Origin of the sequence: Sideroxyarcus emersonii (assembly GCF_021654335.1) — a bacterium.
Classification (GTDB): domain Bacteria; phylum Pseudomonadota; class Gammaproteobacteria; order Burkholderiales; family Gallionellaceae; genus Sideroxyarcus; species Sideroxyarcus emersonii.
Genome location: NZ_AP023423.1, coordinates 1,482,545 through 1,499,304 on the forward strand (window position 1 = coordinate 1,482,545; position 16,760 = coordinate 1,499,304).

17 protein-coding genes are annotated in these 16,760 nt (G+C 57.4%); 7 read left to right on the top strand and 10 right to left on the bottom strand.

The genetic code is table 11. The features are described from left to right. Positions 1 to 6 precede the first annotated feature (6 nt). Positions 7 to 1,302 carry a dissimilatory-type sulfite reductase subunit alpha gene (gene dsrA, locus L6418_RS07220; protein ID WP_237246252.1) on the bottom strand — a complete coding sequence of 432 codons (1,296 nt, stop codon included), beginning with the start codon at positions 1,300 to 1,302 and terminating at the stop codon, positions 7 to 9. A gap of 311 nt (positions 1,303 to 1,613) precedes the next feature. Between dsrA and L6418_RS07225 the strand changes: the two genes are divergently transcribed. From L6418_RS07225 to L6418_RS07250, 6 genes are read left to right on the top strand one after another with little or no spacing between them, the layout of a single operon-like run. Then, complete coding sequence (locus L6418_RS07225; protein WP_237246253.1) at positions 1,614 to 1,829, top strand: DUF6967 family protein; 216 nt, start codon at positions 1,614 to 1,616, stop codon at positions 1,827 to 1,829. After that, positions 1,826 to 2,428, top strand: coding sequence for a type I-MYXAN CRISPR-associated protein Cas6/Cmx6 (gene cas6, locus L6418_RS07230; RefSeq protein ID WP_237246254.1), 603 nt, complete (start codon positions 1,826 to 1,828; stop codon positions 2,426 to 2,428). The genes L6418_RS07225 and cas6 overlap by 4 nt, the downstream gene beginning before the upstream one ends. Before the next feature lie 24 nt (positions 2,429 to 2,452). Continuing rightward, on the top strand, positions 2,453 to 2,782 hold the full coding sequence (locus L6418_RS07235; RefSeq protein WP_237246255.1) for a TusE/DsrC/DsvC family sulfur relay protein: 330 nt from the start codon (positions 2,453 to 2,455) through the stop codon (positions 2,780 to 2,782). 11 nt (positions 2,783 to 2,793) lie between these two features. Continuing rightward, positions 2,794 to 3,267 carry a sulfurtransferase TusA family protein gene (locus L6418_RS07240; protein WP_237246256.1) on the top strand — a complete coding sequence of 158 codons (474 nt, stop codon included), beginning with the start codon at positions 2,794 to 2,796 and terminating at the stop codon, positions 3,265 to 3,267. Between the two features lie 6 nt (positions 3,268 to 3,273). Continuing rightward, positions 3,274 to 3,873: a hypothetical protein gene (locus L6418_RS07245; protein ID WP_237246257.1), complete on the top strand. Its 600-nt coding sequence runs from the start codon at positions 3,274 to 3,276 to the stop codon at positions 3,871 to 3,873. Then, positions 3,874 to 4,746, top strand: coding sequence for a TauD/TfdA family dioxygenase (locus tag L6418_RS07250; protein ID WP_237246258.1), 873 nt, complete (start codon positions 3,874 to 3,876; stop codon positions 4,744 to 4,746). It abuts the gene before it with no gap. Between the two features lie 73 nt (positions 4,747 to 4,819). On the opposite strand, the gene L6418_RS07255 is transcribed toward L6418_RS07250, so the two are convergent. From L6418_RS07255 to L6418_RS07295, 9 genes are all read right to left on the bottom strand, one after another. After that, entirely contained in the window at positions 4,820 to 5,776 is a 957-nt protein-coding gene (locus L6418_RS07255) for a PDC sensor domain-containing protein (protein ID WP_237246259.1), read from the bottom strand. 98 nt (positions 5,777 to 5,874) lie between these two features. Next, on the bottom strand, positions 5,875 to 6,357 hold the full coding sequence (locus L6418_RS07260; protein WP_237246260.1) for a C-GCAxxG-C-C family protein: 483 nt from the start codon (positions 6,355 to 6,357) through the stop codon (positions 5,875 to 5,877). 148 nt (positions 6,358 to 6,505) lie between these two features. After that, positions 6,506 to 7,732, bottom strand: a complete 1,227-nt coding sequence (locus L6418_RS07265; protein WP_237246261.1) for an OmpP1/FadL family transporter — start codon at positions 7,730 to 7,732, stop codon at positions 6,506 to 6,508. Between the two features lie 67 nt (positions 7,733 to 7,799). Beyond that, on the bottom strand, positions 7,800 to 8,270 hold the full coding sequence (gene dsrE2, locus L6418_RS07270; protein ID WP_237246262.1) for a sulfur carrier protein DsrE2: 471 nt from the start codon (positions 8,268 to 8,270) through the stop codon (positions 7,800 to 7,802). Between the two features lie 37 nt (positions 8,271 to 8,307). Beyond that, entirely contained in the window at positions 8,308 to 8,535 is a 228-nt protein-coding gene (locus L6418_RS07275) for a sulfurtransferase TusA family protein (RefSeq protein WP_237246263.1), read from the bottom strand. 231 nt (positions 8,536 to 8,766) lie between these two features. After that, positions 8,767 to 10,464, bottom strand: a complete 1,698-nt coding sequence (locus tag L6418_RS07280) for a SulP family inorganic anion transporter (RefSeq protein WP_237246264.1) — start codon at positions 10,462 to 10,464, stop codon at positions 8,767 to 8,769. Positions 10,465 to 10,525: 61 nt separating this feature from the next. Further along, the gene (locus L6418_RS07285; protein WP_237246265.1) at positions 10,526 to 11,476 is read right to left on the bottom strand and encodes a DmsC/YnfH family molybdoenzyme membrane anchor subunit; all 951 of its coding nucleotides are present in this window, start codon (positions 11,474 to 11,476) and stop codon (positions 10,526 to 10,528) included. 115 nt (positions 11,477 to 11,591) lie between these two features. Further along, positions 11,592 to 12,323 carry a 4Fe-4S dicluster domain-containing protein gene (locus tag L6418_RS07290; RefSeq protein WP_237246266.1) on the bottom strand — a complete coding sequence of 244 codons (732 nt, stop codon included), beginning with the start codon at positions 12,321 to 12,323 and terminating at the stop codon, positions 11,592 to 11,594. A gap of 34 nt (positions 12,324 to 12,357) precedes the next feature. Then, the gene (locus tag L6418_RS07295; RefSeq protein WP_408641575.1) at positions 12,358 to 15,258 is read right to left on the bottom strand and encodes a molybdopterin oxidoreductase family protein; all 2,901 of its coding nucleotides are present in this window, start codon (positions 15,256 to 15,258) and stop codon (positions 12,358 to 12,360) included. Between the two features lie 257 nt (positions 15,259 to 15,515). Here L6418_RS07295 and sat point away from each other — a divergent pair, with 257 nt between their 5' ends. After that, positions 15,516 to 16,730, top strand: a complete 1,215-nt coding sequence (gene sat, locus L6418_RS07300) for a sulfate adenylyltransferase (protein ID WP_237246268.1) — start codon at positions 15,516 to 15,518, stop codon at positions 16,728 to 16,730. The last annotated feature ends 30 nt before the right edge of the window (positions 16,731 to 16,760 follow it).

Consider the following 16,760-nt stretch of genomic DNA (forward strand, 5'->3'; position numbering starts at 1 on the left):
ATCTCCTCAGGCTGCTTGCTGTTTGGCTTTGATCTTGGCGACTTCGTCGTCCCATCCGTCGGTACGGACATACGGGTTCATGCGCGGAGAATTGATCATGGCCGGATCAACATCGATCTCCATCGCATCGAGGAAGTTGGCCAGGCCGATGCGCTCGATCATCTCGCCGGTACGCTCGTGCTCCAGAGCATTCTCGGCAAAGAAGTCGATGGTGCGCTGGGCGAAATCGACCAGTTTCTCGACCTGCTCTTCGGTATCCAGCTTCATGAACGGGATCACCACGGTACCCATCAGGCCGCCGATCTTCAGGTGGCTCTTGCCGCCTACCAGCACGCTCGCGCCTTTGTCCTTGCCGGGAGCCAGTGCGCCCGTCATCACATTGATGCAGTGCATGCAGCGCACGCAGTCCTGGTTGTTGATCTCGACGGCATGCGTGTCGCTGATGGCCACGCTGGTGATGTGTTCGCCCTTCTTGATCTTCTTGATCTCCTTGACCTGGAAAGTCTTGGTCGGGCAGCGCGCAACCACATCGTTAACCAGTTCATCCATGCCGTGTTTGGCGAACCACTTCTTCGCCAGTCCCTCATCGGTACGGATATTGTCCCGCCATGTACCGATCACGGCCATGTCGGAGCGCTGGATCGCATTCATGCAGTCGTTCGGGCAGCCCGAGAACTTGAATTTGAACTTGTACGGCAAGGAAGGACGGTGCAGATCGTCAAGGAAGGTATTCAGTACGGCACGGTGTGCCTGGGCTTCGTCGTAACAGGATTGCTCGCAACGGGCCGCGCCAACGCAAGACATCGAAGTGCGGACTGCAGGACCGGCGCCACCGAGATCGAAACCCATTTCATTGATCTCGTCGAAGGCTTTTTGCACATTCTCCGTGCTGCATCCCTGGAACATGATGTCCCCGGATTGGCCGTGAAATGCAATCAGACCGGAACCGTGCTTTTCCCAGATATCGCAGAATTTACGCAGTGTGTCGGTATCGTAATGCATGCCGGGAGGAGGCATGACGCGCAGCGTGTGGAATTCAGCGGCATCCTTGTAAATCGCCTGGCCATTCTCGTCCTTGAGTTCGGTAAAGCGCGGGATCACGCCGCCACCATAACCGAATACGCCGACCGTGCCACCCTTCCAGAAACCCTTGCGAGTCTTGTACGAGGTCTCCAGTTGTCCCAGCAAGTCGACCATGAGATCCTTTTCCTTGGCCAGACGTTTCAGGCCGGTCACAAAGCTTGGCCATTGACCCTTTTCGAGTTCATCCAGATTCGGAGTGCTATGCATCTTTTTCGCCATGATATTTTCCTTTCAAGTCGCGTTGCGCTATGTTGCCCGGCGAGGGGCTGGAATGACGGTGTCGTACGGGCTCTGGCACAAATACTACTAACCGACCCGGTTTCTTAATGGTTCCGCATGGTACGGCGCTACTTCAAGCCTAACCATCACCCGTAGCGGCTATGCAAAATAACCCTTAAGGGTGGTACTTTTCACTTCCCCAGTAGTATTCCAAACTGGGCAGTATTGGCGATAGACTGGGGACAGATCGCATATACTGGGTTCGCCGATACGCTTTCCGATTCATTCCTGCAAACGATTGAAGAACAAATATGGCGAAAATCACCGAACTGAGCAAAATCAATGTCCCTTTGGGCGGGCAGCAGATCGATCTGCAGCAGATCGACCATGCGGAAGGCGGTATGAGCATGTTGCGCGTTCGCATCCGCGAAGGCAAGCGCTTCACCATCTTCGATATTGACCCTGTAACCGCAACCCAATGGGCCGACACCATGCATCAATGGGCGGCCACGCAAGGCAACAAGTGACCGCCCCGCGCCTTGACATGATCGACCTGGTGTTCGAGATAAGCGGCGGGACACTGCCGGTTACCTATCACTACGAGCTCTGGAACGCGTTGACCCAGCTCGCGCCGCAGCTGGCCGGAGATGAAAACGTAGGCGTGATCCCCTTGCGCATGTCGGCAAGCAATGAAGGGATGCTGATACCCAAACGCGCCAAACTGGCACTGCGGCTCCCCGCTGCACTTGCGGCTATCGCCGCCGACCTGTCCCAGAAGCGCGTACGCGTGGCCGGGAGCGAATTGCTGCTGGGCTCATGCAAGACAAGACCGATACAACACTACCCCACCCTGCATGCGCACCTGGTAACCGGCGCAGAGGATGAAATCGCATTTGTAAAGGAAATCGAAGCGGCCCTGGCTGCAATGGAGGTCGAAGCGAATCTGATCTGCGGACAGCGCCATACGCTGACAGATGGAAGCCGTTCGATCAGCGGCTACAGCCTGGTATTGCACGATCTCAAACCGGAAGATTCGCTGCGGGTGCAATATGCCGGGCTCGGCAAGGAACGAAGATTTGGTTGCGGTATTTTCATACCGTATAAAGTCATTTCCGGACTGGAATGACATTCTTGATGAAAGGAAAGTACGATGGGATACACAGTAGCGGGCAACGAACTGGAAACTGATGCGGAAGGCTATTTGCTGGAGCCGGATTATAGCGAAGAGGTCGTCAAGGTCATCGCCGCTGCCGAAGGTATCGAACTGACGCCCAGACATTGGGATGTCATCAATTACATGCGCGATCAATACCGCGAGAACGGTCATACCCCCAACTTCCGCAACATGCTGAAGGGGATCAACGAATTCTGGCCCGAGGCAGACAGCAAAGCCCTGTACGATCTGTTCCCTATCGGCCCGGCCAAACAGGCCGCCAAGGTCGCCGGGTTGACGCAACCGCTGGGCAAGGGCGGCTACTAATGGAGAAAGAAATGGATATGGTAAATGTAGTGCTTGATATGAAGGGGCTTTCCTGCCCCAGACCGCTGATCGGCGCAAAACGCATGGTCGACGAGCTTGCCGCCGGGCAGGTTCTGCTGCTGGTATCGGACTGTCCGGGCACACCGGACGACCTGTTCGCCTGGGCAAAACAGACCGGCAACCAGATTCTGAAGACCGAAAAGATGCCCGATGGCGGCACCGGCTATCACATCCAGAAAGGCAAAGGGCATGCGCACAATGCCAATGTGACGCTGGATATACGCGGAGCGGTCTGCCCAGGCCCCATCGTCGAAGCGAAAAAACTCCTGAACGGGATGCAGATTGGCGAAATATTGAAGCTGGTCAGCGATTGTCCGGGCGTGCAATCCGACATCGGCGGCTGGGCTTCCGCGACCGGCATGACCCTGCTCGAATCCGTAGAGGCTGCGCCCGGGTTGCACGAGTTCTACATCCGTAAAGGCTGAACGGCGTTGCGCATCAAGAGCAATTGGTTCAAGGAAGGCCGCGCACATACTCCGCAAGAGATATCCGATGCCCTGGCGTTCGTCGTGTCGCGCATTGCCAATAATGCGCTGAACAATACCCGCCAGGCAAAATTCGAGATCGAGGCCGGGCCACGGTATTTCGATTTCCTCGCCGAATTCCTGATATTCCTCATCCTCTCCGCCGATCGCATCGCCTATCGGACGCTTTCCGAGGCAGACCGCCAGATTTTTACAGGCAATCTGGCGAACCGGGTCGCCGAAACCTATGCCGAGAACCGCAGTCGCCTGCTTGTCGGCGACCTGAAGCAGTGCAAGCAGGATTTCATCGACCTGCTCAACCAGCGCGCCGGCGAATACGCCGACTTCAGTTACGACGAGAACGGCCCCTCTTACGCCTTCTATCGCTATCTTGCGTATTGCATAGGCGGAATCATGAATGACGCCGACAGCGGCTGGATCATCGACCAGATCATCAGCTTTGAAGCGCCCGAAGCGATACAAATGGTTGACAAGACCTTGCGCGGCCTGAACGAAACCGAACCCAGACAGCCACGCCGTCGCCGTGCCTCCTCCAGCGGGGATTGAATGAGCACCCCATTCGATCTCGACGATGCCGAAAACTACCGGCGCTGGCGCGAACAGAAGCTCGCTGATGCCCCGAACTCCGCCGATGAACTGGTCGTCGAGGTGCGCGACCCTCGCGCGCTGACGCAGATCGAATACGACGCGATCGCCGATCGCCTACGCCGCTGCAACATGGTGATCTACGCCAGCCCGGTGCACGATGCGGACACCGAGATCCCGCGCCTGCTGGGCCTGCAGTTCGGCCTGGCGCATCTCGATGCCAACTGGCTGGCTGGCGAGGACGGCATCTCGGAAATTCGCGTATTCGACAACGGCACGCGCCAACACTACATCCCCTACACCGACCGGCCGATCAAATGGCATACCGACGGCTACTACAATCCGCCGGATCGCACGATCCGCGGCATGGTTCTGCATTGCGTGCGCAGCGCCAGCAGCGGCGGCGAAAACCAGCTGATGGACCACGAGATGGCCTATCTCCTGCTCCGCGATGAAGATCCAAGGCATATCAGGGCACTGATGCAGGCCGATGCAATGACCATCCCCGAACGGGTGGATGAGGGAGTGCGTGCCGCACAAAGCGGCCCGGTGTTTTCGCTGGACGCGGCCGGGAACCTGCACATGCGCTATACCGCGCGAACCCGCAGCATCGAGTGGAAGCAGGATAGCGCCACGGTGGCGGCAGTCGCCGCATTGGAAAGGTTGCTGGCCTCTGACACCCCCCATGTCTTCAAGGCACATCTGGAGCCGGGCATGGGATTGCTATGCAACAACGTGCTGCACGACCGCTCAGCTTTTGTGGACGATCCGACCCATCCGCCGCGTTTGCTGTATCGCGCACGCTATCTGGATCGGATCAGCCTGGCCCGCTGAAAATCCCCCTTGGGCACATCTTGACCATCCAGTTCCGCGTAGCACTGGTGTCAGTCCGATGCTGCCGCAGCTGTTACTTGCTGCCCACCCAGAAGTCGTAGCCCGCCTTCAGGAATTCGTCGTGGGGTATGTAATGCGAACCATCGCACGAAAAAGTGAGGCCGACGATGCCGTTAAAGAGATTCAGGGTGCCCGAGCGCAGGTAGAACATGTCGTCCATGAAACGCAGTGCCCGGAATGAGTCCAGCACGGTACGTATCTGGTGGTGCGGCACCAGCGCATCGGACGGATAGGGAGTCTTGGGGTAGGCAAGGCAGATATCCGGGTCGATCAGCGCATCGATATCCAGCAACCGGTATCGATATGGATCAGCCATCACCCAGACAACCGCACGGCTACTCGAAAAATGCAGGATCACGTGGTACACGCCGTGATAAACCATCAACTCTTCGATCACCCCCAGGACAGTATCGATCTGCCGGTCCATGGCGCTCTCGACGCGTTTCTGGTGGAAAACGCTGTCACGAATGGATGGGTCGCCCTTGAGCTGGCGCCAGAAGACCGGTTCTTCGTATAGCTTGTGGGTCAGTGGCAGGTCGCGCAAATCGAAATCGGTGGCGATGAATCCCAGTACCGCACCGGAAGGAGCGCGCACCACCTGGACCGCAGTCAGCGATGGGCGCCGCCCAAGCTGGCTGATATAAGCTTCCGAAAGCAATGCCCCCGCAATCGGCAGCACTTCGCTCATATAGGGACGTTTCGAGCGATCACGACCGATGGCTGTCTCGATCAGGCCTTCTGCGCTGGCATTGCTGCTGATCTGTATTCCGCTGGTGTCCAGCGCATACAACGACCTGCCGTAAGGCAGCATCTTCAACCCTGCCGCCAGCACCCGATCAAGCTGCGCGCGATCCGTCCAGACCGGCATGCATCGCGCCGCCAACTGCTGCAGCGGCTCCTGCAAAACATCGGAAAGTTCTTTGCGCTGGCGCGCGATGCTTTCCTGCAATGTCACTGCCGCTTGCTCCATCTGCGTCAATCTTCCGAATGGGCTGCTGGCGACATTTTCGCCAAATCATATTGCCTTGCTGTGACACCGGATATTCGGCATATGCCCATCGAGCGCTCCTATAGCATCTCGACCACCCACTGCGTCACCGTGCCGGTGGCATGGGCACACTGCCGGCCCCTAGCCTCGTCGAAAGCCTTGTATTCGTCGACATTCCACATGTCGTAGGTACGCCCGGTGAACTGTTGCTGCAGCTGGCTGCAGGTGACACCGCCGAATTCCTCGCGAAAACGCTCGGTCAGTTCCTTCGCTTTCTTGAAATTGTTTATATAGCGCCCCTGGTCCAGCTTGTCCCGGTCGCGACCATATTTTGCGCTCAGCGCCAGAAGTCCGCCCGTGAGCGCCCCGCAGACGCCTTCGCCCAGCAGCCCGCCGCCGCCCGAAAGCCCATGGCTCGCCTTCACCGTCTGGTCGTCGATGCCACCGACGGTTTCCTGCACGGTCGCCAGCACGCACTGCGGACAACATCCGTAATCGAGTTCGTATCTGAGCGCTTTGGCATAAGCCTGTTCACCTAATGCCCGTTTCTGTTCGATGTCCATGATTAGCACCTCACAATATTAGAAATTGCTAATTCATAATACGTCCGGCCAGATGCATACGCAATGAATTTTGTACTAATTATCCACTTGGCAAAATAAAAAAGCCCGCCAAGGGCGGGCTTTTCATCGTTGCCAGTACTGCTTTCAACTACCAGCCGTAAGCAATGCCAATCGAATCTTCCGACATGGTGAGGTTCGCGCTGCCACCGCCAAAAGCTGCCATAGAATTCGGCCCGTTGACGGTCTTCTTGAATGCGTGCATGTAACCCACGGTGATCTCGGACTTGTCCGGACGTACAAAGGTAGCCCCCAATGTCAGGTGATCCTGCACCACACCCGGTGCCAGAATATTGAACATGGTCTGGCTGGCAGGGATCTGCTGGTTATTGTGGCTGAAACCGGCACGTAGCGTCAGGGTCGAACTGACTGCCTGGCTCACACCGATCTTGAGCACCGTCATGTCCTGCCAGCCGAAACCCATGCCGTTATTGGCACCCAGCGGACCGCCTTGGGAAACGGTATTGGCCACAGAAGCGACCCCACTGTACTTGATCTGCTTGACGTCGAAAGCGACGGTAGTCGCCGGAGCGGCCTTTACTGCGATACCTACGCCGTAGTTAGCCGGTATATCGAAGCCGCCCTGTTCGGCAAACAAGCCGCTGTATTTGCTGAGCTTGCTCATGCTGGTCTTGGGCTGGTAGGCCGCGCCCAAGGTGATTGCCGAGGTGACCTCGCCGATCCAACCCAACTTGACGCCTACGCCGGTGGAAGTATCTGTGCCGTTATTGGTAACCGCAGCTTGATTGCTCGACGAAGGCTGAAATGCTTGAAGTCCTGTAGCAGAGAAGGTCTGATAAACCAGATTCAGCGAAACACCGATGGAGTTGCTAGGATTCAGCTTCATGGACCAGGTCGGAGCGATGAAAAGCTGCGACATATTGATACCAGCTGGGCCTGCGCCGTTAAACATATTATTGTTGTACTGAGTGTTCATGCCACCGTTGCCGTACACCGAGACGCCCAGTGAGGTGTTGTTATTCACCATCTTGTTGTAGCCGAACTCGGGGATCAGGAAATTTGCCCGGCCGTTACCATCAAACGTGCCATTCTTGAAACCAGGGCTACCCGAAACTTCAGCACTTCTGTCTGGCCTAAAAAGGCTAATTCCCATATCAATACGATCACCCACCATCACCATGCCTGCTGGATTGTTGGCAGCTGCGATCGCATCCTGCGGCAGAGCAATCCCCACACCTGCCATGCCGATCGATTTCATGCCGTAGCCATCCGAGAAGTAACCATCGGTGGCATACGCCAACGGTGATGCGATCAATCCAAATGAAGCCAGCGTAGCTACGATCTTCTTGATTCTCATGCGTCTCTCTCCCTAGTTATTATGGATACCCGAATGGCATCTCAAGATACAACCACTGCTAATCTAATCAAACGAACAGACAGATATCGGTATCCCCGGCAAAGCCCATGAAGGTCGCTGCACCACCGTATTCGACCTGATCGATGAACTCGCTCTTTTCGAATTCGAACAGATCGACCGTCATCTGGCAGGCGATGAACTTCACGTCCGCTTCCAGACACAGATCGCGCAGTTCCTCCAGGGAAGCGACTCCGTGCTTCTTCAGCTTCTGCTTCATCATCATGGTCGCCATGGATTCCATTCCGGGCAGCATCTGCACCATCACCGGCATCGGTATCGGCATCGGCATGGCCGGATTCGCCAGCGGGCTGATCATCACGCTGGACAGATCCTTGCGCAGCAATTGCAGGCCATAGAATGTGAAGAAGATCTGTACGTCGTAACCCAGCGCGGCAGCGGTGGAGCCCAAAATAAACGGCGGATACGCCATGTCCAGAGTGCCTTTGGTGGCGATGATCGCCATTTTCTTGGTTGCCATGCTTGCCCCTTGTTCTATTGGTTGGAGGTGATAAGACTTACTTCTTCTTCACGTAAAACACGTATTCGCCATTCGCCTCTTCCTGGCTCAGCAGCGGATTGCCGGTTTGCTCGGCAAATGCAGCCATGTCCTTGACCGAACCGCAATCGGTCGAAATGACCTTGAGCACCTGGTTCGAAGTCATTTCGGCCAGCGCCTTCTTGGTCTTCACGATAGGCAATGGGCAGGACATACCGCGTGCGTTCAGCTCTTTATCGAAATTCATTGTTTCTTCTCCCACGAGTTGTTTATAAATTTAAAGTGCGATGCTGCACTAAATCCTGAGTGGCATTATAGGGATATGCAAGCCTGCAGCGTCCATAGCCACCAAGGGTAAAATCGGATAGCCCATTAGGGTTATCTTTAAGCATCCGCTTATAAAGGTGTTGCCGACGACGCAAATTGCCTCACACCTCAAGCAAACCTCCGATTTATTCAGCCTCGAAATCCATGCTGCTCAAACATCGACAACCTGCTGGTCCAGGCGCTGGCACAGCCCTTCGAGCGCCTGCTTGTCTGTCGCAAAGATATTCTCCTTGCCGATCTTGTCAGTCAAGCCCGTTCGATCCATCACATCGGAGACTTGCTTCTTCAGCCCGCTGAAGGCGAGCTTGATCCCGCTGCTCTTGAATCGATCCAGCAGGTTACTAAGCATCTCGATACCGGAGGCATCAATCTCATTGATACCGCTGGACTGGACCAGAATGCAGGAAAGCTCCGGATTCTCCCGCTCCAGTTTAAGCAGCGCATCTTCGAAATATGAAACGTTCACGAAGCGCATCGCACCATCGAAACGGATCGCCCCCAGCCTGGGATGCAAGGGAGGCAGGTTATGACGGATCGCATCGCGCAGGGTCTCGTCGCTGTGCAAGCCCAATACCGCCACCCGGGGACGCATCATGCGATAGAGCAAAAGCGACAGGGACAGGATGATGCCGGTGAGAATGCCGTTCTGGATGTTCGGCGCGAACGCAAGGGTCGCAAAGAAGGTCACCACTGCGGCAAGGCCGTCGTCCCTGTTGGCCCGCCATGCATGCTTGATCGACTGGACGTTGATCAGATTCAGCACGGCCATCATGATGATCGCGGCCAGCACCGGTTTGGGCAAATGGTATAGCAACGAGGTGAAGAAGATCAGGGTGAGCAGCACAAATGCCGCCGAAATCAACGACGAGAGCGGCGTCCTGGCATCGGAGGCAAGGTTCAGCGCCGACCGGGAAAACGATCCGCTCACCGGCATCGATTGGCTGAAAGCGGCTGCAACCTTGGCCAATCCCTGCCCGATCAGTTCCTTGTTCTCATCCCATGGCTGGCGCGTCTTGATGGCGATCACCTTGCAGCTCGACATCGCCTCCATGAAACTGATCAGGGCGATCACAAAACCAGCCGGCAAAAGCGCAATAGTCGCATGCCAATCCAGCGGCGGCAGGCTCAAGGTCGGCAGCCCCTGCGGTACGGCCCCCACTACCCTGCCCCCAAGGCCGGCATAGTCAATCTCGTAGCTGCCCCAGGTCAATGAAGCTACGGTAATCAGCACGCCAGGCAACTTCGGCGCATATTTTTTGAAGCCGAGCAACAGCAGGATCGCAACCACGCCGAAGCCCAGAGACAATGCATGCGCGGTGTCGATATGCATGACCACCCGGCTGATATCGAGCAGGAAATGCTCCGATTGTGCGGCCGGGATGCCCAACAATGTCGGCAGCTGCGACAAACCGATGATCAGAGCCGCGGCGTTGATGAAGCCCATCAGCACCGGGTTAGACAGGAAATTGAGCAGGATGCCTATGCGCAACACGCCGAAAGCGATCTGGAATATCCCGGAGATCAATGCCAGCAGGATGGCATAGGAGTAGAACAGGTCGCTGCCGTGCGCCGCAAGCGGCGCGATGCTGGCGGCTGTCAACAGCGACGTCATGGCGACCGGCCCAGTCGACAGTTGGTTGGAAGAGCCGAACAGAGCACCGATCACCGTGGGAATCAGGGCTGCGTATAACCCGTAATAGGCCGGCACGCCGGCCAGCTGGGCATAGGCCAAAGACTGCGGAATCGCAACCAGCGAGACGGTAATGCCCGCCAGCAGATCGGCCTTGACTGTGCCGGCCCGCATATCGAAACGGCTGGTGAAATTGCGCCAGTAAGCCTGCAGGTTCATTTATTCGCCTCCGCCATCATCGATGCAGCCTGCCTTCACATTTGCCAGTCGTCTATCAGCATCAGACGCATTGATAATAAAGGTTCTGTGGATGGTTGGCTTGCGCAAAGAAGAACCAGCGCTCCGCCAGCAGGCCGATATATTGAAGCACGAACGCAAAACCGAGCAATGACGGTGTGGACATTCCCAGCGCCAGCAAGGCAAGCGGGGCCGCAAAAGCCAGCAGCAGGAATACCGGCTTGATCGTCCGCAGGAACGCTGGACTCTTGCCATGGAAAAATTCGCGTGTATTGAAAGAGCCTCCCATAGCGCCCATCGAGCGCTGTACGATGTGCGGATGCTTCACGCCGATGGCAGTCTGCATCGTCGATTTGGGTTTCAGACGGGCATTGCGCACCAGCGATGCAGTGCGCCCGACAAAGGCCAGCAATGTGATAATGATCGCCCAGCCGACAAAGAAATGAGTCTGCGACGGAGCGGCAGAAGCCGCATAGAACGAAGCCAGGATGAATCCCGATGAGCCGCCAAGCAGGATGTAGTTGATGACCGTCAGCGGCGAGTTCCACTCGCGCAGGAATCGCAGGCAAGCGTAGATCATGCCGGTACAGATGAACAGCAAAAACGCCAGCAGCGTTCCAATGGTGCCGATCACGATGGACAGATCGATCAGCAAGCCGCTGGGCAAAGTCACGATCTCAGGCCGATAACCGGCCAGGTGCGACAGTCCGAACAGGAAGACTACGCCCATGAACACGGGCAACACGATCACTTCGCGCGACAACCAGGAAGTGCGCCACTGCGTGGCCGAACGCCACGCGCGTTCCGGGCGCCCTAGGTGGAAGAACGAGGCGATCAGGCCGCAAGCCAGAAACAGCAGGGCCAGTGTGCTGCCATAGCCATAAAAAGCATCGGACTGCATCGGCAGCAAGCCGAACAGCGCATAGGACTGGTGTGTGAACAACGCGAGGAACAGGCCCTGCCCGGCTCCCAGCAGCGTTGTCAGAAAGATCACGGAAAAAGCTGGCTTCATAGTTTTCGCTCAATCAAGTTACTTATCTACACCCAAAATGACCAGGCACTTTGGGGATTACAGAATGCCGCAGGACGGATCATGCCGGAAGTCATCCTTACCAGGCAGACGCATCGTCCATGGACGACTCGCCCTTGCCCGGCTTGGGCAGCAGGCCATCCACCTTGAGCGGGTTATCCGCTCGCTCCAGTTCGTCCTCGTGTATCTTGAGCTTGGTCTTGCGCCGCGGCAGATAATGGTTGGCCGGATGAGTGCCCCACTCCGGCATCAGGGCATAGCCGCCGTCTTCGCGGATCGCCTGCGATACCGCCGATTCCGGATCGTGGATATCGCCGAACAGACGCGCGCTGGTCGGGCAAGCCTTCACGCAGGACGGCTTGCGGTCGATCTCGGCCAGGGACTGATCGTAGATGCGATCCACGCACAAGGTGCACTTCTTCATCACCTTCTGCTTCTCGTCGAATTCGCGTGCGCCATACGGACAAGCCCAGGTGCAATACTTGCAGCCGATACACTTGTCGTAATCCACCAGCACGATGCCGTCTTCCTTGCGCTTGTAAGATGCACCGGTCGGGCACACCGGCACGCAGGGCGGATCTTCGCAGTGCAGGCAGGACTTGGGGAAGTGCAGCGTTTCGCTGTGCGGAAACTGGCCGATCTCGAAAGTCTGCACGCGATTGAAGAAGGTGCCGGTCGGATCGGCCTCGTAAGGACGTTCATCGCACAAAGGTCCGGCGGAACCGGAGGTATTCCATTCCTTGCAGCTGGTCACGCAGGCATGACAACCCACGCAGACGTTGAGGTCGATGACCAATGCGAGCTGAGTCATAGCGAACCTCTCGATTTGATGTGTCGGGGTTGGATCATTGCGCACCGCCTTTCTTCTTGCCGCCGCCAAAATATGCCAGCCAGCTCGGATGTTCTTTCATGCCGGGATATTTCTTCATGGGTTCGAATTGCGGCGAGGTCTGCTCTGGCTCTCCTTCTTCCGCCTTGAAGATACGCACACGCACGTCATACCAGGCCGCCTGCCCGGTGATCGGGTCGGAGTTGGAATAACGCTTGCCATCGTGTTGGGCGGGCAGCTCTTCCGAAATGAGATGATTGAGCAGGAACCCTTTTTGCGATTCGTTCGCATCCGGCGACAGGTTCCATGCCCCTGCCGCCTTGCCGATGGCATTCCAGGTCCATACCGTACCCGGCTCCACCGATTCGCTGTAACGCGCCATGCAACGCACTTTGCCCCATTGCGACTCGCACCATATCCAGTCGCCGTCGGCAATGCCCGCATTCTTCGCGGTCTGCGCATTGACGTAGAGGTAGTTGTGCGCGTGGATCTGGCGCAACCAGGCGTTCTGCGAGTCCCAGGAGTGGTACATCGCCATCGGACGCTGCGTCAGCGCGGTCAACGGATATTTGAGCTTGTCGCTGGTCTGCGTCTCCAGCGGTTCATAGTAGAACGGCAGCGGGTCGAAGAAAGTCTCGATGCGCTTCGCCAGATGCGCGGGCGGCTGTCGCGTGATGCTCTTGCCCTGCGCAGCCAGGCGGAACTTCTGCAACACCTCGGAATATAGATGGATCAGGATCGGTTCGGAATAGCGCGTGATGCCGTTGCGCTGCGACCATTCGAGATAGCCCTTGTTCCAGTTGCGCATGAACTGGTAGGAACGCGGCAACACATGGTGGTGCACGCAATCGTTCTTGGCATACATCTCCCACTGGTTGGGGTTCGGCTCGCCGCGTATCGATTTCTCGCCGCCTTTGCCGCGCCAGCCGCTCAGGAAACCGATGCCGGATCCCGGCGCCGTCTCCCAGTTGACGATGAAATCGGGATAGTCGCGGTATTTGCGCTCGCCAGACTGGGTGACGAATGCCGGCAGTTTCAAACGCGTACCCAGTTCGATCAGAACCTCCTGGAACGGTTTGCACTCGCCGGTCGGCGGCACCACCGGAATGCGCACCGAATCCACCGGGCCGTCGAACTCGGAGATCGGGCGGTCCAGCATGGACATCACGTCATGACGCTCGAGGTAGGTCGTGTCCGGCAGGATCAGATCGGCGAACGCGGTGGTTTCGGAATGGAATGCATCGCACACCACGATGAACGGGATCTTGTATTCGCCGTTCTCCTCCTTGTCGGTGAGCATCTTGCGCACCTCGGACGTGTTCATGCTCGAGTTCCATGCCATGTTGGCCATGAACAGCAGCAGCGTGTCGATCTTGTACGGGTCGCCGCGCCATGCGTTGGTAATGACGTTGTGCATCATGCCATGCACCGACAACGGATACTCCCACGAGAAAGCCTTGTCGATGCGCACCGGACTGCCATCCGGATTGACGAACAGATCGTCCGGATCGGACGGCCAGCCCAGCGCCATGCCGTCCAGCGGCGTGTTCGGCTGTACCGCACGAGGATCGTTCGGCGTACGCGCGCAAGGCGGGATGGGACGCGGGAACGGTGTCTTGTGGCGGAAGCCTCCCGGACGGTCGATGGTGCCCAGCAACGTCATCAGGATGGACAGTGCGCGTATCGTCTGGAAACCGTTGGAATGAGCGGCCAGTCCGCGCATCGCGTGAAAAGAGACCGGATTACCGGTGACGGTTTCGTGCTCCTTGCCCCAGGAGTCGGTCCAGGCGATCGGCAGTTCGATCTTCTGGTCGCGCGCAGTGATGCCCATCTCATGCGCCAGGCGACGAATGGTCTCGGCGGAAATGCCGGTGATCTGCTCCGCCCACTCCGGCGTGTAATCCTTGACGCGCTCCTGCAACAACTGGAAAGCCGGCTTGACCTTGGTACCGTCCGGCATCTTGAATTCCCCGAACAGGTACGGGTCGGCGCCTTCGGTATGCGTGACCACCGCTTTCTCGGTGTTGCGATCCCACCAAAGCTTGTTCTGCGGATCGTAACAGCCTTCTTCCTGAGGTACCTCGGTACGCACGAACATGCCGAACTCGTCATGCTCGGCATCGAGGTTCACCAGCTGCCCGGAGTTGGTATAGCGCACCAGGAAATCACGATCATACAGACCGAGCGCGATGATCTCGTGGATCAACGCCAGCATCAATGCGCCGTCGGTTCCCGGGCGGATCGGCACCCATTCGTCCGCAATGGCCGAATAACCGGTGCGCACCGGATTGATCGAGATGAAACGACCTCCTTCACGCTTGAATTTCGATAAAGCGATCTTCAGCGGATTGGAGTGATGGTCTTCGGCCGTGCCGATCATGATGAACAGCTTGGAGCGCTCGAGATCCGGGCCACCGAACTCCCAGAAGGAGCCACCGATGGTGTAGATCATGCCCGCAGCCATATTCACCGAGCAGAACCCGCCATGCGCTGCATAGTTGGGCGTACCGAACTGGCGCGCGAACAAGCCGGTCAAGGCCTGCATCTGGTCGCGCCCGGTAAACAGCGCAAATTTCTTCGGGTCGGTCGCCCGCAGCTTGCCGAGGCGCTCGCCCAGGATGGAGAACGTCTCTTCCCAGCTGATCTCCTCGAACTCGCCCGCACCCCGCTCCGTTCCTGCTTTGCGACGCAACGGCTTGGTCAAACGAGCCGGCGAATACTGCTTCATGATGCCGGAAGAGCCCTTGGCGCAGATGACCCCGTTGTTCAGCGGGTGGTCCGGATTGCCGTCGATGTAGCGAACTTCGCCGTTACGCAGGTGCACACGGATACCGCAACGGCAGGCACACATATAACAGGTGGTATTGCGAATTTCGGTCTTTGCATCCGCGACGGGGGGTGAAAACGGGTCGTGCAATGGAGTCGATGACATGGATGGCTGGTAATTTAGTGATTATCGAGGTGCGACAGCCTCACCAAAATAGTCGGCTTTGCAGGGCGGCAAGTATGCGTATCGCACCACAGTGCTGCCATAGCCGTGATGAGTGATGAAGACATAACCCATATGGGGGGTGTGACCTTCAACCCATGAGGGGTATCGCCGCCCCGCTCTTGTTGCTCTAGTGTGCTGACCAGAGATTCCATAAGTAGCTGAACCGAAATAGGGAGGCAAGTATGGCATTAGTAAACCCGCATGGCGGGGGCGATCTCAAACCCTTGCTGCTGGTGGGGGAAGAGTTGACCGCCGAAATGAAACGGGCTCGCACGTATCCGAAAGTAATCGTGAGTTCGCGCGAAAAAGGCGACCTGATCATGCTCGGCATCGGCGGCTTTACGCCGCTGGACGGTTTCATGAGCCATGCCGACTGGCAAGGCGTATGCGACGGCATGACCATGACCAACGGCCTGTTCTGGCCCATCCCGATTACCCTCTCCACCGACAAACCCACCGCAGACACCATCCCCACCGGCACGGATATCGCCCTCATCGACCCGGACGACGACAGCATCCTCGCCACGATGCGGGTCACCGAAAAATACTCCATCGACAAGGCGCATGAATGTGCCACGGTGTTCGGCACCACCGACATGGAACACCCCGGCGTGAAGATGGTGATGGAACAAGGTGCCGTGAACCTGTCCGGACCGGTGAAAGTCCTGTCGCAAGGTGGCTTCCCGCAGAAATACGGTACGCTGTTCATGACGCCGAAAGAAACGCGGGCCCTGTTCACCGAACTGGGCTGGAGCAAGGTTGCCGCATTCCAGACGCGCAACCCGATGCACCGTTCGCATGAATATCTGGCCAAGGTGGCCATCGAGGTCTGCGATGGCGTGCTCATCCACTCCCTGCTCGGCAACCTGAAGCCAGGCGACATACCGGCCGAAGTGCGCACCCATGCCATCATGGCGCTGACCAAACACTATTTCGTCGCCAAGACCATCGCCCAGGCCGGCTACCCGCTCGACATGCGCTATGCCGGTCCCCGCGAAGCGTTATTGCATGCGTTGTTCCGCCAGAACTACGGCTGTTCGCACCTGATCGTCGGTCGCGATCACGCCGGGGTCGGCAGTTACTACGGTCCGTTCGATGCACACCATATCTTCGACAAGATTCCCAAGGATGCGCTCGAAACACAGCCGCTCAAGATCGACTGGACGTTCTGGTGTTACAAGTGCGGCGGCATGGCTTCCGCCCGCACCTGCCCTCACGATGATGCCGATCGCCTGCTGCTCTCCGGCACCAAGCTGCGCAAGATGCTTTCCGAAGGCTCCGATGTCCCGGCAGAATTCAGCCGCCCGGAAGTACTGGAGATATTGCGCAAATACTACGCGGGACTGCAAGAGCATGAGAAGGTGGAAGTAAAACTGACGGGGCATTCCGCGAAGTAAGGCCAGCGGACATTCCGGTCATTCAGGATG

Coding starts and splice junctions, on each gene's coding strand:
- sat (WP_237246268.1), top strand. CDS start 15,516: ATGGCATTAGTAAACCCGCATGGCGGGGGCGATCTCAAACCCTTGCTG.
- L6418_RS07240 (WP_237246256.1), top strand. CDS start 2,794: ATGGATATGGTAAATGTAGTGCTTGATATGAAGGGGCTTTCCTGCCCC.
- dsrE2 (WP_237246262.1), bottom strand. CDS start 8,270: ATGGCAACCAAGAAAATGGCGATCATCGCCACCAAAGGCACTCTGGAC.
- L6418_RS07275 (WP_237246263.1), bottom strand. CDS start 8,535: ATGAATTTCGATAAAGAGCTGAACGCACGCGGTATGTCCTGCCCATTG.
- L6418_RS07280 (WP_237246264.1), bottom strand. CDS start 10,464: ATGAACCTGCAGGCTTACTGGCGCAATTTCACCAGCCGTTTCGATATG.
- L6418_RS07290 (WP_237246266.1), bottom strand. CDS start 12,323: ATGACTCAGCTCGCATTGGTCATCGACCTCAACGTCTGCGTGGGTTGT.
- L6418_RS07225 (WP_237246253.1), top strand. CDS start 1,614: ATGGCGAAAATCACCGAACTGAGCAAAATCAATGTCCCTTTGGGCGGG.
- dsrA (WP_237246252.1), bottom strand. CDS start 1,302: ATGGCGAAAAAGATGCATAGCACTCCGAATCTGGATGAACTCGAAAAG.
- L6418_RS07260 (WP_237246260.1), bottom strand. CDS start 6,357: ATGGACATCGAACAGAAACGGGCATTAGGTGAACAGGCTTATGCCAAA.
- L6418_RS07265 (WP_237246261.1), bottom strand. CDS start 7,732: ATGAGAATCAAGAAGATCGTAGCTACGCTGGCTTCATTTGGATTGATC.
- L6418_RS07235 (WP_237246255.1), top strand. CDS start 2,453: ATGGGATACACAGTAGCGGGCAACGAACTGGAAACTGATGCGGAAGGC.
- L6418_RS07255 (WP_237246259.1), bottom strand. CDS start 5,776: ATGGAGCAAGCGGCAGTGACATTGCAGGAAAGCATCGCGCGCCAGCGC.
- L6418_RS07250 (WP_237246258.1), top strand. CDS start 3,874: ATGAGCACCCCATTCGATCTCGACGATGCCGAAAACTACCGGCGCTGG.